Source organism: Pelagibius sp., assembly GCF_965227505.1.
GTDB lineage: Bacteria > Pseudomonadota > Alphaproteobacteria > Kiloniellales > Kiloniellaceae > Pelagibius.
On record NZ_OZ245757.1, the window covers coordinates 2,493,312 to 2,515,257 of the forward strand.

The window sequence follows — 21,946 nt, forward strand, 5'->3', positions numbered from 1 at the left end:
TTTCTCGCCGACCCGCTGCCTTCAGCGGTAGCGCCCGTGCTGTTGCAGCACCTCGATCTTGTAACCGTCGGGGTCCTGCACGAAAAAGAACGACGCCATCAACGCGCCGTCGCGGTGAAACTCCTTCATCGGATTGGGGTTGAGACCGAGTTCCTCGAAGCGCTCGTGCTCGGCCTTCAGGTCCTCCACCGCCACCGCCAGATGTCCATAGCCCGTGCCGTGGGTGTAGGGTTCGCTCTGGCTCTTGTTGACCGTCAGTTCGACTTCGAAGTCGTTTTCGGGGTTGCGCAGATAGATCAGCGTGAAGTCGTCGAAGTCGAAGCGATCGGCGACGTCCAGCCCGAAGGCCTTCCTGTAAAACTCCGTCGAGCGCGTCTCGTCCAGGACGCGGATCATGGTGTGGATGGCTTTGGCCATGGCGGTCATCCTCGCTTTATCTGCTGGCTGCCTCGATGGGGCCGCCCGCGACGTCTGGCGGCATCCAGCGCCAAGGGAGCGGCGCAGGCGCACGTCGGGCAGAAAGGTTCACAACCGGTGGAGAGCGGTCGGCACAGCCGTTCATCCTCCCAGGCCGTCTCGCTTTGCGCGTTCTCTCGGCCGTTGATGAGGAGTCTACCGCCCGGCAGCGGACAGGTGGTGTTATGCCGCTACTACAGCAGCGGCGAAACGCGATCCTGATCGCGAGATCCGTGTCTAGACCGCGATGCTTTCCTCAACCGAAAGCTTGGCAGATGGCCGAATCGATTGCGGAAAGCGGTCATCGGTGAGGAACACCAGGCAGGCGCAGCGCAGCAGCGAGGCAAAGTTGCTGATCTCGCCCTGAAGCTCCAGAACCTCCTCATAGAGTTCGGAGACGAACTGCGGCACCGTCATGCTTTGCGACCGCGCCATAGCCTCAAGAATGTCCCAGAAGCGGGCTTCCAACCGCACCGAGGTGCTGTGGCCATTGATGCGGATCGACCGCGTCACGAAACGATAGGTCTCAGGATCCTGTCCGGAAAAAACATGGCACATGGGTCTGACCTCCCCAGGACAGCAGGAGCCTGCAACAACCCCGGTCTCCGCGCGAAACCGCCGCGCCGGCCGGTTTGCAGGCCCCAAAAGCCGAACATTTGTAATTTTTCGTTACAATAATTATGCGGAATCGAAGACTGCACTGTCCAGCGTCTCCTTTCAGATCAGATGGATCAGATCAGATGGGTCAGGTCAGATGGATCAGGTCAGATGGATCAGGTCAGGCGGGCGGGCCTCCCGCGCCGGCAGCCGTGATCGGCCGGCGCAGCGCAACCGCGACAAGAGCGCCCAGGTCACGCTAGGCTGGCGGCAGTGCGCGGCGGCTTGGCCCGCGCAGGCCGGAGCAGGGAAACGCAGGACATGCCCGATCATGCCGCATCAGCAGAAACCGCACAGCAGCTCCCCGAAGCGGCGATCACCGCCTTTCAGCGCGACGGCGTCGTCTGCCTGCGTCAGGCCTTTGGCCGGCAGTGGCTGGATCTGCTCGACCAGGGAATCTCGGAAAATCTGAGGAACCCGAGTCCGCGCCAGGAGGTCCGCCGCGCCGAAGGCGCCGAGGAGGGGCCTCGCTACATAGAGGATTTCTGGGTGTGGTCCGACTTCCCCGCCTTTGAATCCTTCGTGCGGCAATCGCCGGCTGCGGGCCTGGCAGCCCAACTGCTGGGCGCGCGCCGGATCAACCTGGTGATGGATAACTGGTTCCTGCGCGAGACCGGCTCCACGGCCCGGCCGCCGTGGCATCATGACATCTCCTACTTCGACTTCGAAGGCAGCATGTGCGTGCTCTGGCTGCCGCTTGAGCCCACCAGCAAGGCCGAGGGGATCTCCTTCGTCCGCGGTTCCCACCTCTGGAACCGCCTCTTCATGCGCACCTTCTTCGCCGATCACCGCCCGGCGGCCGCACCAGGGATGGTGAACGGCAAGCTCTACGAGGCGCCGCCGGACATCGATGCCAACCCGCAAGACTACGATCTTCTGTCTTTCGATTGCGCAGCGGGAGATTGCATTTTCTTCGATATGCGCTGTCTGCACGGCGCCCTTTCAGCCCACACGCCCGATCAGACCCGGCGCCGCTATACCCTGCGGATGGCCAAGGAAGACGCGCGGATCCGCTACCGCGGAGACTGGGCCAAGCAGGAGCGCGCCATCATGGAGGCCGCCGGCCACCGGGAAGGGGACGCCCTGGTGAGCGAGTTCTTTCCGACTCTCTGGGAAGGAACGGAAGGGGAAAGGGTGGAAACCGGCTAGACGACACCGGCCAAGGACCGCCCGACCAGAGCGCCACAAAGTCGTCTCAAGCACACGAAGGGTCGTGAGAAGCACAAGGCAGCACTTGCGAGCATCTATCCTGGCCACTCAACCGGGGACAGCAGTTCCGGACCGTGCTACGGTCGCGCAGCACCACGACTAAGCACGAGCAACTAAAAAAGCTTCCGCAGCACAAAAAAGCGGAAGCGCATAACTGGGGGGTGTGCATGCTTTTCAAGAATCCTGTCCTGATCATTTCCGTCGGACTGAGCGCCATCATCGGTATCTGGAGCGTCGTTTCACCTGATGACGTGACCGGCGCCGCCGTCGCCCTGACCAGCGGCGCGCTGGAGTACCTCGACTGGCTGTTCATGCTCACCTGCACGATGTTCGTCTTCCTCGTCGTCTATTTGGCGATCACCCGCTACGGCGAGATCAAACTGGGCAAGGACGAAGAGGAGCCGGAATTCTCCACCGCCTCCTGGATCGCCATGCTGTTTGCCGGCGGCATGGGCTCCGGCCTGCTGTTCTGGGGCGTGGCCGAGCCGATGTACCACTTCTACTCGCCGCCGGGCATGGACGGGGAGACCGCCGAAGCCGCGCGCATGGCTTTCGTCATCACGAACCTGCACTGGGGTTTTCACGCCTGGGCGATCTACGGCGTCTGTGCGCTGGTCATCGCCTACTTCGTGTTCCGCAAGGATGCCCCCTCGATGGTCTCGACGCCCATCGAATACGCCCTGCGCCCGCTGCTGGGCGACCGTGCGACCGGCGTCATCTCCGTAACCTCGGACGTGCTGGCGGTCATGGCCGTCGTCTTCGGGCTGGCCGGGTCGCTGGGCATGGGAACGCTGCTGGTGCGTTCCGGCCTTTCCGAGGTCTTCGGCACCGACCCCGCCTCCCTCACGGTGGCCATCGGCATCCTGGTGGTGATGACCATCGCCTTCCTGCTGTCCGCCTGTACCGGCGTCGACAAGGGCATCAAGATTCTTTCCAACCTCAACATGGTGATCGCCATCGTCATCATGCTGGTGGTGCTCTTCGCCGGTCCGACGACCTTCATCTTCAATGCCTTCGTCAACTCCATCGGCGACTATCTCAGCCAGTTCATCTTCCTGTCGTTCCGCATCTTCTCCTATGACGACTCGCTGCGCGGCTGGACCCACGGCTGGACCCTGACCTACCTCATCTGGTGGATCGCCTGGGGGCCCTTCGTGGGCATCTTCATCGCCCGCATCAGCCGCGGACGCACCATCCGCGAATTCTGCATCGGCGTGGTCATGGTGCCGACGATCTTCTCCATGCTGTGGTTCGCCGTCTTCGGCGGCGCCTCGGTCTACATCGAGATGAACGGCGGCGGCGGCCTGGCGGAGGTGGTCTTCGAGGACGTCACCAAGGCGCTCTTCACCTTCTTCAGCTACCTGCCCGGCACGGGTCTGCTGAACATCCTGGCGGTCATCCTGATCTTCGTCTTCCTCGTGACCAGCGCCGATTCCGGGACCTTCGTGGTCTCCATGATGACCACCCGCGGCAACCTGAACCCGGACGTGCGGACCAAGCTGCTCTGGGGCATCATCATGTCGGCCATCACCTTCGGCGTTCTGGTTTCCGGCAGCGTGACGGTGGCCAAGGCGATGGCGATCACCGGCGCCATACCTTTCACCTTCATCGTCTTCTTCCAGCTGGTCGGGTTCTTCCGGGCCTTGAGGGAAGACGAGTCGCCGGAGAACCGCGACCTCAGAATGGCGCGGCGGATGGCGCAGGTGCAGGGTCGGGCACAGGGTCAGGCCCCGAGTCAGGCGCCTGCCGGCGGCGGATCGGCGGACTAAGGGGGAAGGAACCATGACAAGAACCATCAAGACCGCCGCCCTCGCCCTGCTCCTCACCGCCTCCCTCGGCCTCGCCGGCTGCGCGGAAGAGGATGCCAAGATCGTGCGCGTGGCCTCGAAGAACTTCACCGAGAACATGCTGATGGCCGAGATGATGGCCCGCATCGCCGAAGAGGACGGTCTGGCGGTGCAGCGGGCGATCCCCTTCGGTTCCTCGGCGGAGACCTTCGAAGCCCTGAAGCAGGGGCGCATCGACGTCTATCCGGAGTACAACGGCACCGGCCTGGTTTATCTCGGCCAGCCGCCGATGACCGACGGCGATGCGGCGCTGGCGCGGGTGCGTGAGCTCTATGGCGCCCTCGACCTGGATTGGCGCGAGCGCCTCGGTTTTTCCAGCGACTACGTGCTGGTGGTGCGCCCGGAGGTCGCCCAGGCCGAGGGCATCACCAGGATCAGCGATCTCGCGCAGTTGGAAAGCGTCGACTTTGCCACTGACGACACCTTCGTCGAGCGTCCTTTGGACGGCCTCAATCCGCTGGTGCGCCGCTATGGCCTGCGGCCCGGCAAGATCCTGACCTACAGTCTCGACGAAGGCGGCAAGGATGCCATCGCCCAGGCGGTGCTGGAGGGCGATGCGCTGGTCGGCGAGCTGTTCCGCACCGACCAGCAGATCGACAGCTTCGATCTGGTGGTGCTGGAAGACGACCTTACCTTCTTTCCCGTCTACGAGCCTTCGCCGCTGGTCCGCCGCGAGGCGCTGACCCGCTTTCCCGAACTGGGGCCCGCGCTGGCCAAGCTGGAGAACAAACTGACCGCCGACGCGATGCGGGAGATGATTGCCGAGGTCGAACTGGAGGGGCGCAGCGTGGCTGCTGTCGCTTTCGATTATCTCGTTGCCTCCGGCCTTTTGCAGGCCGCCTCGGAAGCCGGCGACACCGGCGGCACAGGGGCCGACCCGCTTGTGGTGGCGATGGGCGAGTTGGACTCCCTCGCCGGGCCGGCCGGCAAGGCGGTTCGCGCAGCGCGCAGCGTCTTTCCCAAGCGCTCCGTCGTTGTCGAGCGCGCGCCCAATCCGCTCGATCTGGTGACCAGCGGGGCCGCGCGACTCGCGGTCTCCGGCGTGGACTCCTTCTACGAGGTCGAGGGCGACAGCGCCGTGCTGACCAGCCCGGCAGAGGCTCTGGGCGTGCTCGGCTTCCAGGTGGCTCACGTCATCACCCGCCAGAACGGGCCGGCGAGCCTGGCGGAAGTCGGCAAGCTCGGCGTCGGACAGGCCGGCTCCTCCTCCGACCGGGTCGCGCGCATGGCGCTTGCCGGGATCGGACTGACCGAGGTGAACGTGGTCTCCGGCCAGGACGCGGAACTGGGCATCCAGTTCGAAGCCATGGCCAAGGGACTGGTGGACGCCCTGTTCGTGATGGCCCCGCTCGGCGACACGGCGGTGCTGGAACTGCTGGAAGGCAGTGCTTTCAAGCTGCTACCGATCCAGGGCTGGACCGAGGGCAACGCGCCGCTGCGCTTTTCCTTCCTGCGCCAGATCCAGATCCCGCAGGGCACTTACGACGGCCAGACATCCGCTGTCGAGACGCTCGGCGTGCAGATGGTGCTGGCCGGTCCCTCCGGCGGACGGGAAGCCTTCGGCGCGCAGGGCCCAGGCACCACCGGCACGGCGGCCACACAGCCGCTGCCGGCCTCCACCGTGCTGGAACTCTCCAAGGCCCTGGGCTCGGCCGAGGCGGTCGACCCGGCGGCGCCGGCCGCCGCGGCGCTCAGGCCGACACTCGACGAGGGGCCGCAGCCGCTGGTCGCCGACCCGGCCACGTCGCTGATCAACCTCGTCGCCAGCCTGTTCCTGGTCTGGATGGTCTATCTCTTGGTGGCCAGACCGCGGCGGGCGCCCGACCAGCCCAGTGACATCCGCATAACACCGGCCAGGTCGGCCGACAGCACAGGCGAGTGATCCGGGGGGAGGACGCAGCAATGACGAAGAAGGTACTGGTTCCGATCGACCTGGAACACAAGAGCTCCTGGGCGAAGGCGCTGCCCAACGGCGTCGATCAGGCGCGTATCCTGGGCGGCGAGGTCTGGCTGATGACGGTGGTGCCGCACATCCCCTCCGGGATCGACTGGCGCTATGCCATCCGCGGCGAGGAGCACGGTTCGATCGACTATGACGTGAAGGAGTTCGTCAAGCAGGCCGAGGGGCGTCTGAAGGAACTGGCCGGTGAGCTGATTCCCGAAGAACTCTTCGGCGGCATCATTGCCGCGCACGGGACGATCTACGAGAAGATCGTCGAAGCGGCGGAACAGATCGGCGCCGATCTGATCGTCATGGCCGCCCACCGTCCCTCGCTGAAGGACTACCTGCTCGGCCCCAACACGGCGCGGGTCGCCCGCCACGCCCCCTGCTCGGTGCACATCGTTCGCGAATAACCGCGGGCGGCGGCTCAGCCCCGCGCGTCCTGCAATCCGTAAAAGCCGTAGGCTGCCGCCAGGTAGAGCTTGCGCAGGAACGGCAGGGGAAAGCGCGGCAGCGGCCCGCGCAGCATTGCGGGCAGCGCCTCCGCCCCCTGCCGCCCGGCAACCAGAGCGGCCAGCGCGCGCCCGGCATAGGCGGTGAAGGCAACGCCGTTGCCGTGATAGGCCAGGGCGGCGTAGAGGCCCTCGCTCCTCCCATCTCCCTTGGCGTCCCCGAGCGCCCCGACAAAGGGCACCAGAGGCTGGCTGAGACACACCAGGCCGCGCCAGAAGAACTCCGTTTCGACCTCGCGCCAGAAAGGGAAGTGCCGCTCAAAGGCGCGGCGCAGGCGCTGCTCGCCTTGGGCGGCGGCCGCCGGCGACCCCGATACGCCGCCGCGCCCGCCAAAAAGAAACCGGCCATCCGGCAGCAAGCGAAAGTAATGCAGCAGCCGGCGGCTGTCGGCGCACATGGTGGTCGCCGTCCAGCCCTGCGCCGCCCTTTCCGCTTCGCTCATGGGCCGTGTAACCAGGATGTTGGAGAGCACCGGCAGCAGCCGGCCCGCCAGTCCCGGCATCCGCCCTTCCTCGCTGTAGCCGTTGGTGGCGATGATGACCTTGCGCGCTGAAAGCCGGCCTTGCGGCGTGACCAGCAGGAAGCCGGCAGCGCTGCGTTCCACGGCGAGGACGGGCGAGCCGCCGAAAACCCGGACCCCGGCGTCGATGGCGGCGCCCGCCAGACCGCGCAGATACTTCAGCGGGTGAAGCCCGGTGCCCAGAGGAACCAGGAAGCCGCCGTGAAAACCGCTGGCCGCGAGCCCGCGTTCGGCCAGTTCCGCAGGCGACAGGATCTGAGTGTCGAGACCGAAGAGCCGGCGCAGGGTCTCCTGCTCGCCGCGCATCTCCGCCAGACGGCCCGGACGGTGGGCGAGCACGATCTCGCCTTCGCCCGTCAGGTCCGCTGCAATGCCGCGCCGGGTGCAGAAGTCCTTCACCAGGTCGATGGCCTCCCTCTGGACCTGGAAGAAGCGGCGCGTTTCCTCGCGGCCGTAGCGGCGCTCCATCGCGCCGTAATCCAGCTTCGCGCCGCCCAGACAGCAGAAGCCGCCGTTGCGCCCGGAGGCGCCCCAGCCGGGAGTCCCCGCCTCCAGCACCGCGACATCCATGCCGTCTTCCTCAGCCAGGCAAAGCGCCGCCGTCAGCCCGGTATAACCGGCCCCGATGACGGCCACCTCGCAGGACGCCTCGCCGGCCAGAGCCGGCGTCTCGCGGCCCAGCGGCGGGGCAGAAGCCTCCCAGTAGCTGCCGGCTGCCGCATCGCGGTCGTAGAGGCTTGCGTGATAGAGACGGGTCATAGGAAGGGTCTATTGGATTTCACAGTCTCTGCAAAGGGCGGCCGACACTAGGAAGAGCAGCGCGGGCGCGCTATGCTCCGGCAAAACGGCGCTGTCACGGCGAGACAGGGATAGGAACCGGGGATCGGAACCATGGGCTTCTTCAGCAAGCTTTTCGGCGGTGGGGGCGACGGCGAGAGCGCGGCCCCGAGCGCAGAGGCGATCGAATACAAGGGCTTTGAGATCCAACCGGCTGCGCGGCGCCAGGGCGGCCAGTGGCTCACCGCCGGCGTGATCCGCAAGGAGGTCGACGGGGAGATGAGGGAACACAGCTTCCTGCGCGCCGACACCCATGCCTCCCAGAAAGACGCCGACGACTTCGCCCTGGTGAAGGGGCGGCAGATCATCGACGAACAGGGCGACCGGCTGTTCAAGACCTAGATCGAGAAGCAGGCGTTTTTCCCATGGACCTGAAAGCGTTCCGCGACAGCCTCGAAGCCGACCAACCGCCCGCAGGCCTGAGCCCGCCGCTGGCCGCCCTGTGGCAGGCCGCCAAGGGCGACTGGGAGGCCGCCCACCGCCTGGCCCAGTCCGACGGCAGCGCCGAAGGGGCCTGGGTTCACGCCTACCTGCACCGGGTGGAGGGCGACGAGAGCAACGCCGGCTACTGGTACCGCCGTGCCGGCAAGACTCACGCCAAGACGCCCTTGGACGAGGAATGGGCCGCCATCGCCGGCACCCTGCTTTAACAAGCGGCGCCCGCCGGCGCTAACGCCGCGACGATGCTGCCTGTACACCCACAGGGTTCGATCCCAGCGACCGTTCGATGAACTCGGCCAGCGCTTCGGCGGCGGTGTTCTGCTTCTTCTTGCTGCGGTAGAGGCGGACCACCACGTCGCCGAGCGCCGGCAGACCGCTGGCGGCCCCCAGAACCGGTACGCCCTCGCCGATGGTGCCGGCGGCAAAGGCCGAAACACCGAGCCCGGCCAGAACCGCCGCCTGCAGGCTGGCGGTACAGGCCGCGGTGTAGATCACGCGATGCTCGATACCCTGCCTGGCAAGACCTTCCAGCATGGACGCCCTGTAGAAGCAGCCGACGGGATAGACCACCAGCGGCAGCGGCGCATCGTCCCTCTGGACCAACTGGGCATGGCCCACCCATAGGACCGGCTCGCGCCAAAGACCGTCGCCGGGCGGCGCGTCGCTGCGGCGCTGGCGCATGAGCACGAGATCGAGCTGCTCGGCGCGCAGCATCTCCGTCAGGTCGACCGCCATGCCGGAGACCACCTCGATCTCAAAAGCCGGGTGCAGGCGCATGAAGCGGTTCAGCAGCGGCGGCAACTGAGTCACCGCAAGCCCCTCCTGCGTGCCCAACCGCACCTTGCCGGCGCCCGCCGGCAGGCGCAGCGCCGCCATGGCATCGCCTTCGATGCGCAACAGATCGCGCGCGTACCCCAAAAGAACAGCACCCTCTGCCGTTACCGCAACGCCCTGTTTCGAGCGGACCAGCAGGCGGGTCCCGGTGAGGGTCTCAAGCTTGGAGATCTGGTTGCTGATGGTCGACTGGGAGCGCCCGATCCGATGGCCGGCGGCGGTGAAACTGCCAGCTTCCACCACCGCGACAAAGGTCCTCAACAACTCGAGGTCAAGTTGCGGGCGGGGATAATGCACCGGTGCGTGCCAATCCATCAAAATCCCCCGTGACATGTATCCGAATTACGAATGTGACATAGGGTTGTGGTTTGAGCAATCATTGGAGGTAGTCGGTTTTCTGTGCATCTGGCAGGAAGGCAGGACGATGGAAGAGCGAATCCAGGATGGGTTGCTGCGCGGGCTGGCCGGTTTCTATCCCGGGTCCGAACTGCTGCAGCGGTTCGGCGAACACATCCAATCGTTGGTTGAGGCCGCCGAACGGACGGCGGAGGGCGGAGATCCGGAGCGCCACCTGGCCGCCTTGCTGGCGCTGGAGGCGGTCCTGCTGAGCGACCTGCTGTCCGAACCGGAAGCGCGCGAAGTGGTGCACCGGGCGGAGTTGCAGGGCGCCATGGCGGCCAGCCAGCGGCTGTTTGCAGACTTCGAATGCCGCCTGGAAGACGCCTTCGTGGCGGACATCGCCCGGGTCCGCCATCCGCTGCGCTATCTCAACGACTGCGAGTCCGAAACCCGCAGCTATCTTGCCCGCTACCGCGCGCTGGCAGCCGCGGAGATCGCGCTGGCCGGGATCGGTCCCGAAGACCGGGTCGCCTTTGTCGGCGCCGGCTGCCTGCCGATCACCGCGCTGGAGTATGTGCGCACGAGGGGCTGCCGGGTCGACGCCATCGAAATCCTGCGCGACCGCGCGGCACAGGCCGGCGAGATCATCGAACATCTGGGCCTGAGCGACAGGCTGCAGGTCGTCGCCGCCGACGGCGGGACAGTGGACTTCGCCGGCTACAGCGTGATCCTGGTCGGCGTGCTGGCCGAGCCGAAGTCCGCGATCTTCGCCCGCATTGCCGGCAGCGCCGCTGCCGATGCCCGCGTGCTCTGCCGCACGACCGAAGGGCTGAGGCAGTTCATCTACAGGCCGACGGCGCCCCGGTCGCTGCTGCCCTACGAAGCCCAGGCCATCAGCCGTGCCCGCGGCTTCCAGACGCTCTCCACGCTGTGCCTGGGCAAGGTGTCGCTGAAGCCGGAAGGCGCGGTGTGATGGAGACCCATCTTGGGCTGCTGAGCGTTGCCGGAGTGTGGGCGATCGCCGCGATGTCGCCGGGCCCGAACTTCCTGATCTCCGCGCAGTCGACCCTGCTGTTCGGGCGCAGGAAGGGTTTCGCCACCGTGCTCGGCATCGTCTGCGGCACGGTCGTCTGGGGCCTCGCCGGCTTTTTCGGCCTCTCCGCCGTGATGGCGGCCGCGCCCGGCGCCTTCCTCTTTCTCGCCGTCGCCGGCGGCGGCTACCTCATCTACCTCGGCCTGCGCCTGGTTTACAGTTCGCTCGGCGCTTCCGGCCTTGGCGCCGCCCTGCGGGAGGATCCTCCGACGCAGGTTTCCGCCTGGCGCCGCGGGCTCTTCACCAACCTCGCCAACCCCAAGACCGTGGCCTTCGTCGGCAGCCTCTTCGTTGCGACCCTGCCGGCCCCCGCACCGCTCTGGGTCGGGCTCACCGCCGTTACCATCATGGCGGTGACATCGTTCACCTGGTACTCGCTGGTGGTCGCCACCCTCGCCTGGCCGCAGATCCGCGACGCCTATGGCCGCGCCCAGGGCTGGATCGACGCCACCGCCGGCATTGTCTTCGTCGTTCTCGGAATGCGCCTCGCCGTTTCCGATCTTCCCGACCTGGCGGCCGGCGCTTAACCGCGTCTCCCAGGGAACGCTTCCGGCGGCCGCCGGAACCCTGTCGATTGCAGTCCTTCCCCCTTTTTTCCGAATCTCTGTGCAAAAGGAGACAACACCGTGTCTGATGCTGCTGATCTCTTGACCGCCGACGACAGTCCGGCGGGGGCTTTCGCGCTCGATCTGGCGAGCGTGGAAGTCTCCGCCAAGACTTTTCTCGGCCTGGCGCAGCCGTCGTGCCTGACTGACACCCTGCGCCTGCGACTGACCGACCAATGCTATCTGCCCAAGGGCCAGGCGCCGATGCAGGACTGGGTCGCCCGCGTCGCCTGCCCGGCCTTTCTGGCCTATCGCCACGCACACCCCGAGGCCGCGGCGGTCCTTAAGCGGTTCTGCACCATCGGCACCGGCGCCGGTCTCGACGCCCTGGCGGCGGCCGAGGTGCTGAAGCCTGCCGTGATCGCCATCACCGACCTGCACCGCGCCGTGGTCGATCAGGCCATGGCCAACATCCTGGCCAACCTGAAGCGCCCCGACAGCGTGATCCTGCGCAGCGGCGTCGGCGATCTGCTGACGCCGTTCGACGGCAGCGGCCTCCGCTTCGATCTGATCTACGAGAACCTGCCGAACATTCCCCTGCCGGCGGACGTCTCCCTCGACGACGGTCAGGCCAGTTCCAGCTTCATTGCACCGCGCGGCGAGGCGATACCGCCGCTGGCCCGTGACTATCTGCTGGATCTGCACATCGCGTTCCTGCTGCAGGCGCGGCGATGCCTCAGCCCCGGCGGCGCGGTCCTCTGTTCCATCGGCGGGCGGCTGCCGCTGCGCGCCATGCTGCGCAGTTTCGCGGCAGTGGACTACAGGGCCGAGATCCTGCTCTACAGCTGGAAGATCCAAAGCGAGGCCGAGGAGGTGATCGGCGGCTATGCCGAAGCGCAGACGCGCGGCCACGGCCCCTTCCACTTCTATCTGGCCGAAGACCTGGACGCCGCCTTCGCCGGCGCCGCGCCGATCCGGTCCACCAGGGAGGCGCTGGCGCTGGAAAGCGCCCTTGCGTCCAAGCGGATCGATCCGGCCAGCGCGCTTAAGCTGCACCGTGCGGGCAGAACCATCGGCCACACCGCGGCGGTGATCGAGGGACGGCCAGCCGCCGTGGGTTAAGGCCCGCTGCGCCGCCGCCGCGGCACGCCGACCCGCGGGACCGCGGCGAGAAGCGCCTGTGTGTAGGGATGTCGGGGGGCGTTGAAGACGGTTTCGACGTCCCCCTCCTCCACCACCGCGCCGTGGCGCATGACCACGACCCGGTCGGCGACGTGGCGCACGACCGCCAGGTCGTGGGAGATAAAGAGGTAGCTGAGGCCGAGGCGCTCACGCAGGTCCATGAAAAGGTTCAGCACCTGGGCCTGCACCGAGACATCCAGCGCCGAGACCGGCTCATCGGCAACGATGAGATCTGGATGGGTGATCAGCGCCCGGGCGATGGCGATGCGCTGGCGCTGGCCGCCGGAAAACTCGTGCGGGAAGCGTTCGGCGTCGCGCGGCTTCAGGCCGACGGAGTCCAGGACCTCGGCAATGCGCGCCTTTCGCTCGGTGGCACTTACGCCACTTTCCAGCGCGTCGAGCGGCTCCGCCACCGTCCAGCCGATGGTGCGCCGCGGATCGAGGGAGCCGTAAGGATCCTGGAAGACCATCTGCGCATGGCGCCGCAAGGCCCGCAGGCCGGACGACGTCAGCGCGAAGACGTCCTGCCCCATCATCTCGACGCGCCCCGCGGTCGGCCGCTCCAGCGCCAGGACCGTGCGCGCCAGGCTGGACTTGCCGCTGCCGGACTCGCCGACCACAGCCAGGCTTTCGCCCTTCGCAAGTTGAAGGCTGACCCCGTCCAGCGCCCGAAAACGCGGCGCCGGCGCCAGCAGGCGTTCGCGCGGCAGGGGGTAGTCGAGGGTGAGACCCTCCACCCGCAGCAGCGCAGCGCCTGTCTCGCCGGCCGTCATGCCGGCACCTCCGCGCCGTGCGGATAGAGACAGGCGACGCGGTGCCCGTCCTCCAGCACGCGCTCGCCCGGCGGCTGCGGCAGGCAGTCGGGCGCCGCCCGGGGACAGCGGCCGGCAAAGACGCAGCCCTGCGGGCGGTGTTGCGGATCGGGCACGCGGCCGGGGATGGTGGCCAGCCGGCGGCCGGCCGGCAGGGCCGCGTCGAGGGCGTGGGGCGAGGCCGCCAGCAGGCCGCGGGTGTAGGGGTGGGCCATGCGCTCGAAGACCGCCGCCGTCGCCCCGCGCTCGACAACGCAGCCGGCATACATCACCAGCATGGAGGCCGTGTTCTGCCACACCACTGCCAGATCGTGGGTGATCAGCATCAGGGCCATCTTCGCCTCCGCCGTAACGTCGCCCAGGAGATCGAGGATCTCCGCCTGGCTGGTCACGTCGAGGGCGGTGGTCGGCTCGTCGGCAATGAGGACCGCCGGGTCGCAGGCCAGGGCGATGGCGATCACCACGCGCTGGCGCTGGCCGCCGGAAAGCTGGTGCGGATAGAGCCCGGGCGCAAAGCGCGGCTGCGGCAGGCCGACACGGTCGAGCAGCTTCACCGCCTGCGCCTCCGCCGCGCCGCGCCCGAGACCGAGGTGCCAGCGCAGCCCCTCGGCCACCTGATCCCCGATGCTCTTGACCGGGTTGAGCGCCGTCATGGGTTCCTGAAAGACCATGGCGATGCGCCGCCCACGGATATGGCAGAGCGCGCCCTCGTCCAGTGCCAGAAGATCGCGGCCTTGGAAGAGGATGCGGCCCTCCGCCCGGGCCGCCGCCGGGAGCAGACCCATCACGGCCAGCGCCGTCATCGACTTGCCGCAGCCGGACTCCCCCACGATCCCCAGTTGCTCCCCGACGGCGAGATCGAAGCTTACGCCATCCAGCAGCCTCGCCGGGCCTTCGGGCGTGGCAATGCTGACGCGGAGGTCTTCGAGGCTGAGCAGCGTCATCGGGTCCTCACCGCAGCCGCCGCAGGCGCGGGTCCAGCAGGTCGCGCAAACCGTCACCCAGCAGATTGAGGCCGAGGACCGTGACCATGATGGCGAGACCCGGAAAGACCGCAAGTTGCGGAGCGATGAACATCAGGGTCTGGGCCTCGTTCAGCATCTTGCCCCAGCTCGGGTTCGGCGGCTGGGTGCCGAGGCCGAGATAGCTCAGGCCCGCTTCCGCCAGGATCGCCAGCGCGAACTGGATGGTCATCTGCACGATCAGCAGACTGGCGATGTTGGGGAGGATATGGTCCGTCGTGATCCGCAGGCGCCCGCGCCCCGCCACCCGCGCCGCCAGCACGAAGTCGCGCTTCCACAGGCTGAGGGCCGCCGCACGGGTCAGGCGCGCGAAGACCGGGATGTTGAAGATGCCGATGGCGATGATGGCATTGACCGCCCCCGGACCGAAAAGGGCGGTGATCATCACTGCGGACAACAGGGCGGGAAAGGCGAAGGTGAAGTCGTTGAAGCGCATCACGACCTCCTCCACCAGGCCGCGGCGCGCGGCGGCCAGAGCGCCGAGCGGCACACCGATGCCAGCGCCGATGCCGACGGCCACCAGCGAGACGGTGATGGAGTTCACCGCGCCGGCCATGATGCGCGACAGCACGTCGCGACCAAACTGGTCCGTGCCCAGCCAGTGATCGGCCGAGGGCGGCTGCAGCTTGCCCGGAATGTCGATAACGCTGACGGCGTAGGGCGTCCAGACCAGCGACAGCAGGGCCACCGCGACCAGCGTCAGCGTTACCGCGAGACCGATCATGAGGTTGGCCTGGCCGCGGCCGCGCTGCCAGTACTCGCGAAGGGCCGAGGGCTGCGTCTCAGATGACATGCCGGCCTCCCCGCAGGCGCGGGTCGAGCACGGCATAGAGCAGGTCGACCACGAAGTTGACGACCACCACGCTGGCCGCCAGCAGGATCACCAGGTCCTTCACCACGATAAGGTCGCGCTGGGCGATGGCCTGAAAGATCAGACGACCGAGACCGGGCAGGTAGAAGACGTTCTCGATGATGATGGTGCCGGCCAGGAGGAAGGAGAACTGGAGGCCCATGATGGTCACCACGGGGATGAGGGCATTGCGCACGGCATGGCGCCAGAGCGCGGCGCCGCGGCTGAGACCCTTGGCCCGGGCGGTGCGCACGAAGTCCTCGCCCAGGGTTTCCAGCACCGAGGAACGGGTGACCCGCGCCAGGATCGCCGCCTGCGGCAGGGCCAGCGCGACCGCCGGCAGGATCAGCGTCTTGACCGCCGGCCAGAAGCCGGCATCCCAGCCCGCGAAGCCACCGGCCGGCAGGACCTGCCAGTGCACCGCGAAGAGCAGGATCAGGAGAATGGCGAACCAGAAGTTCGGAATGGCGATGCCCAGCTGGGTGAACCCCATGACGCCGACGTCGGCCGCCTTGTTGCGCTTGGCCGCCGCCAACACCCCAAGGGGAATGGCAAGCGCCGTGGAAAGCACGATGGCCATCAGCGCCAGCGGCAGGGTCAGGCCGATGCGTTCGCCCACCAGTTCCCAGACCGGGACGCCATAGGTGTAGCTGCGCCCGAGGTCGCCGGTGACCAGGCCGCCGAGCCAGACGAAGTAGCGTTCGACCGCCGGGCGGTCGAGGCCCATCTCAGCCCGCAGCGCCGCCAAGGTGTCGGCGCGCGCGTTCACGCCCAGGATGATGGCCGCCGGGTCGCCCGGCAGCACTTCCATCACCAAAAAGACCAGCAGGCTCGCTACCAGCAGAGTAACGACCAGCGCGGTCAGCCGCTGAACGAGGAAAAGGGCCATGATCTAGTCTGACAGCCCGACGAGGCGGAGATGCCGCGCTGGATCACCGACATGCGTGCTTCGAGACGCCCGCCGGGGCGGGCTCCTCAGCATGAGGATGCTTCTTCGTGCCATACAGGATCTCCCTCATCCTGAGGAGCGCGACCGGGCATCAGATCGGGCGCGCGTCTCGAAGGACGCAGGGTCGTCCTGCAATGCGGAGCCTCAACCCGGCCGCCTACGTCCCTACTGCCAGGAGACCGCGGTCAGGTCGTTGGCCTGCACCGGGCTGTTTTCCCAGAGGCCGACGATGTCCTTGTTCCAGACGCCGTGCTTGGCGAGCTGGAAAAGGAAGACGTTCACCGAGTCCGCCGCCAGCTTCTCCTGGGCTTCGGCCAGCAGGCCGTAGCGCGCGCTCTCGTCCACCGTGGCGTTGAGCTTCGCCATCAGCGCCTTGAAGTCGTCGTCCTGGTAGTTGAAGTAGTAGGTCTCGCGGCCGTAGATGCCGATGTCCATGGGTTCGGTGTGCGAGACGATGGTGAGGTCGTAGTCGGTGCCCCTGAAGACCTGCTCCAGCCACTGTGCCCACTCGACCTGGCTGATCTCGGTTGCGACGCCCACGGCGGCAAGCTGGGCGGCAACGATCTCGCCGCCGCGGCGGGCGTAGCTGGGCGGCGGCAGCTTCAGGCTGAGAGAGAGGCCGTCGCCGTAACCCGCCTCGGCCAACAGGGCCTTGGCCTTCTCCGGATCGTAGGGATAGCTGCCGGTCAGATCGACGTAGGCGGGATGGTGCGGGGCGAAGTGGGTGCCGATGGGCGTGCCATAACCGAACATGGCCCCGTCGATCACCGCCTGCCGGTCCACGGCATGGGCCAACGCCCGGCGCACACGCAGATCGCTGAGCGGTCCGCGCGCATTGTTGATCGCGAGAATGGTCTCGCCCTCCGTACTGCCGATCACCACCTTGAAGCGGGGATCGGCCTCGAACTGCGCCAGGGCCTCGGGGGCCGGAAAGTTGGCATAGGCGTCGATGTCGCCGGCCAGCATGGCCGCGGTCGCCGCCGCAGGATCGGGAATGATCTTGATGGTAGCCCTGGCCAGCTTGGCGGGCGTTCCCCAGTAGTTGCCGTTGCGGACCATCTCGACCCGGTCGCCCTTCACCCAGCGCTCGAAGGCGAAGGGGCCGGTGCCGACCGGATTGGTCTTGTTGTTCGCCGCGCTTTCCGGAGCGACGATGACGGCATCGCCCCAGCCGAGGTTGAACAGCAGATTCCCGGCAGGCTGCTTCAGCGTGATGACCACGGTGTCGGCATCCGGCGTTTCCACGGAGGCGATCGATTCGAAGAGCCCTTTCTGCGCGTTGGTGCTGTCTTCGGCCATCGCGCGGTCGAGGGAGAACTTCACGTCGGCGGCCTCAAAGCTGGTGCCGTCGTGGAACCGCACCCCGGATTGCAGGGTGAAGGTGTAGACGAGGCCGTCGTCCGAAACCTCCCAGCTCTTGGCCAGGGCCGGCTGAACGGCGCCCGCGCTGTCGATGCGGGTCAGGCCCTCGAAGATGTTGGCGTAGACCACCTCGTCGATGGCCGCAGCCGCACCGGTGGTCGGGTCGAGGTGCGGCGGCTCGAGCGGCATGGCAAGCGTCAGGCTGTCCTTGGCGGCGGTGGCCGGCGCAATGCCCAGGCCAAGCAGGCCGCAGGCGACCACCCCTGCCTGAATGCTGCGTGCAAGAAATCCGTTCATCGCTCTGCTCTGCCTCCTCCTTGGCCTTCGGACGGGTGTTTGGCCGCCGAACGGCACCGTCCCTTGCTTTGCGGCGAGTTTAGCCAGCCGCGGGCTTGCCCAAAAGCGCCAATGTCGCTGCCGCCATGACCTTCGCGGAAGCAATCATATCGTCGATGCCGACATACTCATCCGGTTGATGGGCCAGATCGAGGATGCCCGGGCCGTAGGCGATGCAGTCTTCTAGGTGTCCGACGCGCACGATGTGTTTCTGATCGTAGGTGCCGGGGGAAACCACCTGTTCCGCCGGGCGGCCCAGCACCTCCTCGATGGCCGCGGAGACCGCGCGCACCACCGGTGCCCCGGCATCGGTCAGGGTGGGCTGGAAGGCCAGCACCTCCTTGATGGCATAGTCGAAGCCGGCGCGGTCATGCTTGAGGCTCTCGAGGATCGAGACGATCTCGTTCTTTACCGCCTCCGGGTCCTCTTCGATGAGATAGCGGCGGTCGAGCACCATGCGGCAGGAGTCCGGCACCATGGGCGCCGGCAGGCCCTCGTAGTCTTCGGCGAGGCCGCCGTGGATGGCGTTGATGTTGAGGGTCGACTGGCGCGCGCCCTCCGGCACCACGGGCATCTCCGTGCGCTTGGCCGCCAGCGCGGGGTAAAGCTCGCTTTCCAGGCGCTGCAGGAAGGCGCCCATGTGACGCACCGCGCAATCGCCGAGAAAAGGCATGGAGCCATGGGCGATGCGGCCCTTGGTTTCGACCTCCGCCCACCAGACGCCGCGGTGGCCGATGCAGACCCGGTCGACGTTCAGCGGTTCCGGGATGATCACATGGTCGACCCGCGGGCGCGAGAACAGGCCCTGCTGCGCCAGATAGCCGACGCCGGCATAGCCGCCGGATTCCTCGTCGACGGTGCCGGAAATCTCCAGGACGCCGGGCAGATCGCCGGTCGCCTCAAGCAGCGCCTCGACAGCGATCACCGCCGCGGCGATCCCGCCCTTCATGTCGCAGGCGCCGCGGCCGTAGACCCGTCCATCCCGCACGACAGGCGCGAAGGGATCGACCGACCAGCCGCGGCCCGCGGCCACCACATCGATGTGGCCGTTGAAGTGAACGCAAGGACCGGGGCGGCTGCCTTCGATGCGGGCGACCACATTGGTGCGCGGATAGCGCGCAGAGTCCCCCACCACGCCTTCGGCGCGGTGGTAGGAGACATCGAAGCCGCGTTTGCGCAGCCGCTCCCCCAAAAACTCTGCGCAGGGCGCGTAGGCCTCGCCCGGCGGGTTCACGGTGGGAAAGCGGATCAGATCGCAGGTCAGCGCGACCAGATCATCCTGCTTTTCTTCGATGCGTCGAAAGAGAGCGTCCTGCATGGACGCCAGATAGCCACAGAGCGCCACCCGGGCGCAAGCGGCAGTCGGCCCAATGAAAGGCGCGTGGCGCACTGCGCCGGACGGGAAAAGGACAGAAATGTCACAAGCGAGCCCTTCGCCGCCGTGCCGATGTCCCCACCTATAGGGTCGGAGAGAGCGCCGAGCCCGAAGATCGACGATCACGAGGAGACGCGCCATGCCAATTCCCACCGACCTTCTGCAAGCCAAGCAAGCCTTCGGCCCGCGCCTGCTGCGCGCCGGACTGCGGGGTGGCGTGGTGACCGCCCGCCGTCCCCTGCGGGTCTCCGCTGCGGTGGCCGCCGCCGGCGCCAACGTGCATGCGGTGGGCGTGGGCAAGAAGATCGTCGCCGGCAAGGCGACACGGCAGAACTGCGTGCGCTTCTACGTGGCGCAGAAACTGCCGCCATCCCTTCTGGCACCGCGCGACCGCCTGCCGGAGACCATCGACGGCCTGGCCACGGACGTCATCGAGACGGCGCCCGCCTTTGCGCTGGGCAACACCGTGGTCAAAAAGCCGCCGTCGAAAACGACCAGGCCCGCCGCGAAGCGCCGCAGTGCAACCCAGCAGGAGGGCTGCAGCGAGGCCAGGCAGTCCCGCCAGCGTCCTGTGGTCGCCGGCATCAGCGTCGCCCATGAAGACGTCACCGCCGGCACCCTGGCCTGCTTCTGCCGCTCGACCCGCGGCGGCGACGATCCGGGCCAGGTGCTGGCGCTCAGCAACAACCATGTCTTCGCCGACACCAACCGTGCCCTCATCGGCGACGATCTGCTGCAGCCCGGCCCCGCCGACGGCGGATCGGTAGAGGACCGCGTCGCCACACTGCAGCGCTTTCAGGAGATCGTCATCGACGGCCAGACCCCGAACCGCATCGATGCCGCCGTCGGTCTGATGCTGCCGGACATCGAGAGCGAGGCGGAAGTCTGCACCATCGGACCGATTTCCGGAGCGGAGCGCGGCGTTGAGGGCATGGAGGTGCGCAAACACGGGCGCACGACCGGCTACACCGAGGGCGTGATCACCGACGAGTCCTACGACGCCCTGGTCGGCATGGATGCCTTCGACCCCTCGGCCGTGGCGCTGTTCGTCGAACAGCTGCGCATCGAGGTGACGGCGCCCTACAGCGCCATCGGGCTGGGCGGCGACAGCGGATCGCTGATCGTCAACCGGGCCGCGGCCCGCGCGGTCGGCCTGTTCTTCGCGGGACCGCAGAGCGGGGTTTACGGCATCGCCAACCAGATGAATGATGTGATGGAGAGCCTGGAAATCGAACCGATCTAGGAAGCCTGGCCGATGGGTGACCCTCTGGAGGACGCGAAGCGGCGGCTGAAGCACCGCCTGCTCGGCCGCTGCGGCGTCCACGCGGTCGGTATCCGCCGCGCCGACAACGCCGTCTGCCTCTATGCCGCGGCGATCGAGGATGCGGAACTGACAGCTCTGCTCCCGGATATCGAAAAGGAGATCGCGCCGGTGCGGATTCTGCTGATCGAGGAAGCGCCGCCCAAGGCTGCGGGCTGAGTTTGGTTCCCAGCCTGACCTAACCCCGGTCGTGCTTGCGGTCGCGGAACAGCCGCCAGCGGCGTCCTAGGTACCAGAACAGCCCCCAGGGCAGAACCCAGCGCAGCCGGCGGCGCCAGCCGAACAGCGGCGGCTCGCCCGGCGGCGCGGCGATGCAGCGCAGGCCCTTCACCGCCGGGCGGCCCTCACCGTCCTGCGGCTCGCGCACCCGCAATCCGTCCGGCCCAGACTGCAGCCGCAGGCCCTGCGGCGTGTCGGGCGCGACCGGGTCGTAACCGGTGAGGGACAGCCAGCCGTCGTCCCGATCCTCCAGGCGATAGACAACGAGAATCTGCGCCGCGGCCGGCGCCGTCAGGGGGTCGCGCAATACCTCCACCGGAACCGGCTGCCGTTGTGCGAGCGCTTCCCTGATGCGCTCCAGCGTCTCCGCCGTCCGGGCCCTCAACCAGACGGAACCGCCGGGAACCGGCGGCTTCAGGTCCAGCTCCACAGCGACCGATGTGAAAAGCCCGGTCTCCGACAACTGGCGCTCGAGACTGCGGCCGATCTGCTCCGCCGGGATCCAGTCGTCCGCGATCCGTCCGGCGACGGCCCGCCAGACCAGGGAGTCCGCCGCATTGTCCTCCGCCCAGGCGTGAAGCTGTCGCAGCAGATAGGGCCGCAGGGCGGCCCAGCGCTCCCGGTTCGCCGGGTTGGTGCTGCCCCCGGGATCGCGCCGCGGCGGGGCGACGCGGGCCCGGTAGTGATCGGCCGCGGCCAGGGCTAGTGCAGTGCGGAACAGGGATTCGCCATCAGGGGGCGCCGCCGCCAGGCGGTCGACCAGAGCGGTGGCGCCGAAGCGCCGCGCCTCCGCGGCGAAGTCGTTCTCCAGGCGCACCCGGGCCGGGCCGGCGGCCCCCCGCAGCAATGCCGCCAGTGTCTCTTCATCCGAAGGATCGAGCTCCCAATGGTCCCAGGGCCCGGGGTCGTCCAGCCAGGGCCGGAACCAGCTTTCAAACCTGGCCAAGGTCAGGGTCTCTCACAGCGGATTGCGAACAAGGGAGGCATGCCCGAGACGCGGCGCACAGATCTAGCGTCTTCAGACCTACCGCGATCGCCGCTTCCTTGCCTCAGCCTCGCCGCCGGTGCCGGCAGCCGATGCGGCCATGTCGCGGGCGGCGCCGGTTTCCTCGTACCAGCGGCCGAGGGCGTCCAGCGCCTCGCGCGAGGTCTCGCGCTGGGCGGTCAATTCCAGCCCGCAGCCGGCACAGACAATGGGCTGTCCGGACAGCACCGCCGCAACCGGCAGGGGCAGCGGACGGCCGCACGAGGGACAGGGGATCTCACCGGGCTGCATCGCCGTCAT

At 67.6% G+C, this 21,946-nt stretch carries 23 protein-coding genes; 11 read left to right on the forward strand and 12 right to left on the reverse strand.

The features are described 5' to 3' along the window. Positions 1 to 21: 21 nt before the first annotated feature. Both ACO06P_RS11905 and ACO06P_RS11910 read right to left on the reverse strand, forming a co-directional pair. Complete coding sequence (locus tag ACO06P_RS11905; RefSeq protein WP_420345462.1) at positions 22 to 417, reverse strand: VOC family protein; 396 nt, start codon at positions 415 to 417, stop codon at positions 22 to 24. Positions 418 to 693: 276 nt separating this feature from the next. Then, positions 694 to 1,014 (reverse strand): ribbon-helix-helix domain-containing protein, encoded by a 321-nt coding sequence (locus ACO06P_RS11910; RefSeq protein WP_420345463.1) that lies wholly within the window; start codon positions 1,012 to 1,014, stop codon positions 694 to 696. Between the two features lie 360 nt (positions 1,015 to 1,374). Here ACO06P_RS11910 and ACO06P_RS11915 point away from each other — a divergent pair, with 360 nt between their 5' ends. The 4 genes from ACO06P_RS11915 (at position 1,375) to ACO06P_RS11930 (ending at position 6,524) form a co-directional block, all read left to right on the forward strand. Next, positions 1,375 to 2,262 carry a phytanoyl-CoA dioxygenase family protein gene (locus ACO06P_RS11915; protein WP_420345464.1) on the forward strand — a complete coding sequence of 296 codons (888 nt, stop codon included), beginning with the start codon at positions 1,375 to 1,377 and terminating at the stop codon, positions 2,260 to 2,262. 227 nt (positions 2,263 to 2,489) lie between these two features. Then, positions 2,490 to 4,091: a BCCT family transporter gene (locus tag ACO06P_RS11920; protein WP_420345465.1), complete on the forward strand. Its 1,602-nt coding sequence runs from the start codon at positions 2,490 to 2,492 to the stop codon at positions 4,089 to 4,091. 13 nt (positions 4,092 to 4,104) lie between these two features. After that, on the forward strand, positions 4,105 to 6,051 hold the full coding sequence (locus tag ACO06P_RS11925; protein WP_420345466.1) for a glycine betaine ABC transporter substrate-binding protein: 1,947 nt from the start codon (positions 4,105 to 4,107) through the stop codon (positions 6,049 to 6,051). Between the two features lie 20 nt (positions 6,052 to 6,071). After that, a complete protein-coding gene (locus ACO06P_RS11930; RefSeq protein ID WP_420345467.1) occupies positions 6,072 to 6,524 on the forward strand; it encodes a universal stress protein in 453 nt (150 codons plus the stop codon). A gap of 14 nt (positions 6,525 to 6,538) precedes the next feature. Here the strand turns inward: ACO06P_RS11930 and ACO06P_RS11935 are convergent, their stop codons facing one another. Continuing rightward, positions 6,539 to 7,903, reverse strand: a complete 1,365-nt coding sequence (locus tag ACO06P_RS11935; protein WP_420345468.1) for an NAD(P)/FAD-dependent oxidoreductase — start codon at positions 7,901 to 7,903, stop codon at positions 6,539 to 6,541. A 132-nt stretch (positions 7,904 to 8,035) separates the two neighbouring features. Between ACO06P_RS11935 and ACO06P_RS11940 the strand changes: the two genes are divergently transcribed. Together ACO06P_RS11940 and ACO06P_RS11945 are read left to right on the forward strand one after the other, a co-directional pair. Then, on the forward strand, positions 8,036 to 8,323 hold the full coding sequence (locus ACO06P_RS11940; RefSeq protein ID WP_420345469.1) for an HlyU family transcriptional regulator: 288 nt from the start codon (positions 8,036 to 8,038) through the stop codon (positions 8,321 to 8,323). 23 nt (positions 8,324 to 8,346) lie between these two features. Next, positions 8,347 to 8,631: a hypothetical protein gene (locus ACO06P_RS11945; protein ID WP_420345470.1), complete on the forward strand. Its 285-nt coding sequence runs from the start codon at positions 8,347 to 8,349 to the stop codon at positions 8,629 to 8,631. A 19-nt stretch (positions 8,632 to 8,650) separates the two neighbouring features. Here the strand turns inward: ACO06P_RS11945 and ACO06P_RS11950 are convergent, their stop codons facing one another. Continuing rightward, complete coding sequence (locus ACO06P_RS11950; protein ID WP_420345471.1) at positions 8,651 to 9,571, reverse strand: LysR substrate-binding domain-containing protein; 921 nt, start codon at positions 9,569 to 9,571, stop codon at positions 8,651 to 8,653. A 109-nt stretch (positions 9,572 to 9,680) separates the two neighbouring features. Between ACO06P_RS11950 and ACO06P_RS11955 the strand changes: the two genes are divergently transcribed. The 3 genes from ACO06P_RS11955 to ACO06P_RS11965 all read left to right on the forward strand — a co-directional run bounded on the left by ACO06P_RS11955 (position 9,681) and on the right by ACO06P_RS11965 (position 12,355). After that, complete coding sequence (locus ACO06P_RS11955; RefSeq protein WP_420345472.1) at positions 9,681 to 10,568, forward strand: nicotianamine synthase family protein; 888 nt, start codon at positions 9,681 to 9,683, stop codon at positions 10,566 to 10,568. Beyond that, complete coding sequence (locus ACO06P_RS11960; RefSeq protein WP_420345473.1) at positions 10,568 to 11,215, forward strand: LysE family translocator; 648 nt, start codon at positions 10,568 to 10,570, stop codon at positions 11,213 to 11,215. The genes ACO06P_RS11955 and ACO06P_RS11960 overlap by 1 nt, the downstream gene beginning before the upstream one ends. Positions 11,216 to 11,314: 99 nt before the next feature. Continuing rightward, a complete protein-coding gene (locus ACO06P_RS11965) occupies positions 11,315 to 12,355 on the forward strand; it encodes a hypothetical protein (protein ID WP_420345474.1) in 1,041 nt (346 codons plus the stop codon). Here the strand turns inward: ACO06P_RS11965 and ACO06P_RS11970 are convergent. The 6 genes from ACO06P_RS11970 to ACO06P_RS11995 all read right to left on the reverse strand — a co-directional run bounded on the left by ACO06P_RS11970 (position 12,352) and on the right by ACO06P_RS11995 (position 19,064). Continuing rightward, complete coding sequence (locus tag ACO06P_RS11970; RefSeq protein WP_420345475.1) at positions 12,352 to 13,188, reverse strand: ATP-binding cassette domain-containing protein; 837 nt, start codon at positions 13,186 to 13,188, stop codon at positions 12,352 to 12,354. The two genes, ACO06P_RS11965 and ACO06P_RS11970, sit on opposite strands and share 4 nt — an antisense overlap. Further along, entirely contained in the window at positions 13,185 to 14,171 is a 987-nt protein-coding gene (locus ACO06P_RS11975) for an ABC transporter ATP-binding protein (protein ID WP_420345476.1), read from the reverse strand. The genes ACO06P_RS11970 and ACO06P_RS11975 overlap by 4 nt, the downstream gene beginning before the upstream one ends. A gap of 7 nt (positions 14,172 to 14,178) precedes the next feature. After that, on the reverse strand, positions 14,179 to 15,042 hold the full coding sequence (locus ACO06P_RS11980) for an ABC transporter permease (protein ID WP_420345477.1): 864 nt from the start codon (positions 15,040 to 15,042) through the stop codon (positions 14,179 to 14,181). Further along, complete coding sequence (locus ACO06P_RS11985) at positions 15,032 to 15,988, reverse strand: ABC transporter permease (RefSeq protein ID WP_420345478.1); 957 nt, start codon at positions 15,986 to 15,988, stop codon at positions 15,032 to 15,034. The genes ACO06P_RS11980 and ACO06P_RS11985 overlap by 11 nt, the downstream gene beginning before the upstream one ends. A gap of 225 nt (positions 15,989 to 16,213) precedes the next feature. Beyond that, on the reverse strand, positions 16,214 to 17,707 hold the full coding sequence (locus ACO06P_RS11990) for an ABC transporter substrate-binding protein (protein ID WP_420345479.1): 1,494 nt from the start codon (positions 17,705 to 17,707) through the stop codon (positions 16,214 to 16,216). 79 nt (positions 17,708 to 17,786) lie between these two features. After that, positions 17,787 to 19,064, reverse strand: a complete 1,278-nt coding sequence (locus ACO06P_RS11995; protein WP_420345480.1) for an acetylornithine deacetylase/succinyl-diaminopimelate desuccinylase family protein — start codon at positions 19,062 to 19,064, stop codon at positions 17,787 to 17,789. Positions 19,065 to 19,260: 196 nt separating this feature from the next. On the opposite strand from ACO06P_RS11995, the gene ACO06P_RS12000 reads away from it, so the two are divergent. Both ACO06P_RS12000 and ACO06P_RS12005 read left to right on the forward strand, forming a co-directional pair. After that, positions 19,261 to 20,364 carry a hypothetical protein gene (locus tag ACO06P_RS12000; RefSeq protein WP_420345481.1) on the forward strand — a complete coding sequence of 368 codons (1,104 nt, stop codon included), beginning with the start codon at positions 19,261 to 19,263 and terminating at the stop codon, positions 20,362 to 20,364. 12 nt (positions 20,365 to 20,376) lie between these two features. Then, positions 20,377 to 20,601 (forward strand): hypothetical protein, encoded by a 225-nt coding sequence (locus tag ACO06P_RS12005; protein ID WP_420345482.1) that lies wholly within the window; start codon positions 20,377 to 20,379, stop codon positions 20,599 to 20,601. A gap of 19 nt (positions 20,602 to 20,620) precedes the next feature. On the opposite strand, the gene ACO06P_RS12010 is transcribed toward ACO06P_RS12005, so the two are convergent. Beyond that, complete coding sequence (locus ACO06P_RS12010; protein ID WP_420345483.1) at positions 20,621 to 21,607, reverse strand: hypothetical protein; 987 nt, start codon at positions 21,605 to 21,607, stop codon at positions 20,621 to 20,623. Between the two features lie 78 nt (positions 21,608 to 21,685). Continuing rightward, the gene (locus ACO06P_RS12015; RefSeq protein ID WP_420345484.1) at positions 21,686 to 21,946 is read right to left on the reverse strand and encodes a hypothetical protein; all 261 of its coding nucleotides are present in this window, start codon (positions 21,944 to 21,946) and stop codon (positions 21,686 to 21,688) included.

What these genes read in the sequence shown, in the direction of transcription:
- ACO06P_RS11905 (WP_420345462.1), bottom strand. Translation starts at nt 417, where the DNA reads ATGGCCAAAGCCATCCACACCATGATCCGCGTCCTGGACGAGACGCGC.
- ACO06P_RS11910 (WP_420345463.1), bottom strand. Translation starts at nt 1,014, where the DNA reads ATGTGCCATGTTTTTTCCGGACAGGATCCTGAGACCTATCGTTTCGTG.
- ACO06P_RS11915 (WP_420345464.1), top strand. Translation starts at nt 1,375, where the DNA reads ATGCCCGATCATGCCGCATCAGCAGAAACCGCACAGCAGCTCCCCGAA.
- ACO06P_RS11920 (WP_420345465.1), top strand. Translation starts at nt 2,490, where the DNA reads ATGCTTTTCAAGAATCCTGTCCTGATCATTTCCGTCGGACTGAGCGCC.
- ACO06P_RS11925 (WP_420345466.1), top strand. Translation starts at nt 4,105, where the DNA reads ATGACAAGAACCATCAAGACCGCCGCCCTCGCCCTGCTCCTCACCGCC.
- ACO06P_RS11930 (WP_420345467.1), top strand. Translation starts at nt 6,072, where the DNA reads ATGACGAAGAAGGTACTGGTTCCGATCGACCTGGAACACAAGAGCTCC.
- ACO06P_RS11935 (WP_420345468.1), bottom strand. Translation starts at nt 7,903, where the DNA reads ATGACCCGTCTCTATCACGCAAGCCTCTACGACCGCGATGCGGCAGCC.
- ACO06P_RS11940 (WP_420345469.1), top strand. Translation starts at nt 8,036, where the DNA reads ATGGGCTTCTTCAGCAAGCTTTTCGGCGGTGGGGGCGACGGCGAGAGC.
- ACO06P_RS11945 (WP_420345470.1), top strand. Translation starts at nt 8,347, where the DNA reads ATGGACCTGAAAGCGTTCCGCGACAGCCTCGAAGCCGACCAACCGCCC.
- ACO06P_RS11950 (WP_420345471.1), bottom strand. Translation starts at nt 9,571, where the DNA reads ATGGATTGGCACGCACCGGTGCATTATCCCCGCCCGCAACTTGACCTC.
- ACO06P_RS11955 (WP_420345472.1), top strand. Translation starts at nt 9,681, where the DNA reads ATGGAAGAGCGAATCCAGGATGGGTTGCTGCGCGGGCTGGCCGGTTTC.
- ACO06P_RS11960 (WP_420345473.1), top strand. Translation starts at nt 10,568, where the DNA reads ATGGAGACCCATCTTGGGCTGCTGAGCGTTGCCGGAGTGTGGGCGATC.
- ACO06P_RS11970 (WP_420345475.1), bottom strand. Translation starts at nt 13,188, where the DNA reads ATGACGGCCGGCGAGACAGGCGCTGCGCTGCTGCGGGTGGAGGGTCTC.
- ACO06P_RS11975 (WP_420345476.1), bottom strand. Translation starts at nt 14,171, where the DNA reads ATGACGCTGCTCAGCCTCGAAGACCTCCGCGTCAGCATTGCCACGCCC.
- ACO06P_RS11980 (WP_420345477.1), bottom strand. Translation starts at nt 15,042, where the DNA reads ATGTCATCTGAGACGCAGCCCTCGGCCCTTCGCGAGTACTGGCAGCGC.
- ACO06P_RS11985 (WP_420345478.1), bottom strand. Translation starts at nt 15,988, where the DNA reads ATGGCCCTTTTCCTCGTTCAGCGGCTGACCGCGCTGGTCGTTACTCTG.
- ACO06P_RS11990 (WP_420345479.1), bottom strand. Translation starts at nt 17,707, where the DNA reads ATGAACGGATTTCTTGCACGCAGCATTCAGGCAGGGGTGGTCGCCTGC.
- ACO06P_RS11995 (WP_420345480.1), bottom strand. Translation starts at nt 19,064, where the DNA reads ATGCAGGACGCTCTCTTTCGACGCATCGAAGAAAAGCAGGATGATCTG.
- ACO06P_RS12000 (WP_420345481.1), top strand. Translation starts at nt 19,261, where the DNA reads ATGCCAATTCCCACCGACCTTCTGCAAGCCAAGCAAGCCTTCGGCCCG.
- ACO06P_RS12005 (WP_420345482.1), top strand. Translation starts at nt 20,377, where the DNA reads ATGGGTGACCCTCTGGAGGACGCGAAGCGGCGGCTGAAGCACCGCCTG.
- ACO06P_RS12015 (WP_420345484.1), bottom strand. Translation starts at nt 21,946, where the DNA reads ATGACGGCGATGCAGCCCGGTGAGATCCCCTGTCCCTCGTGCGGCCGT.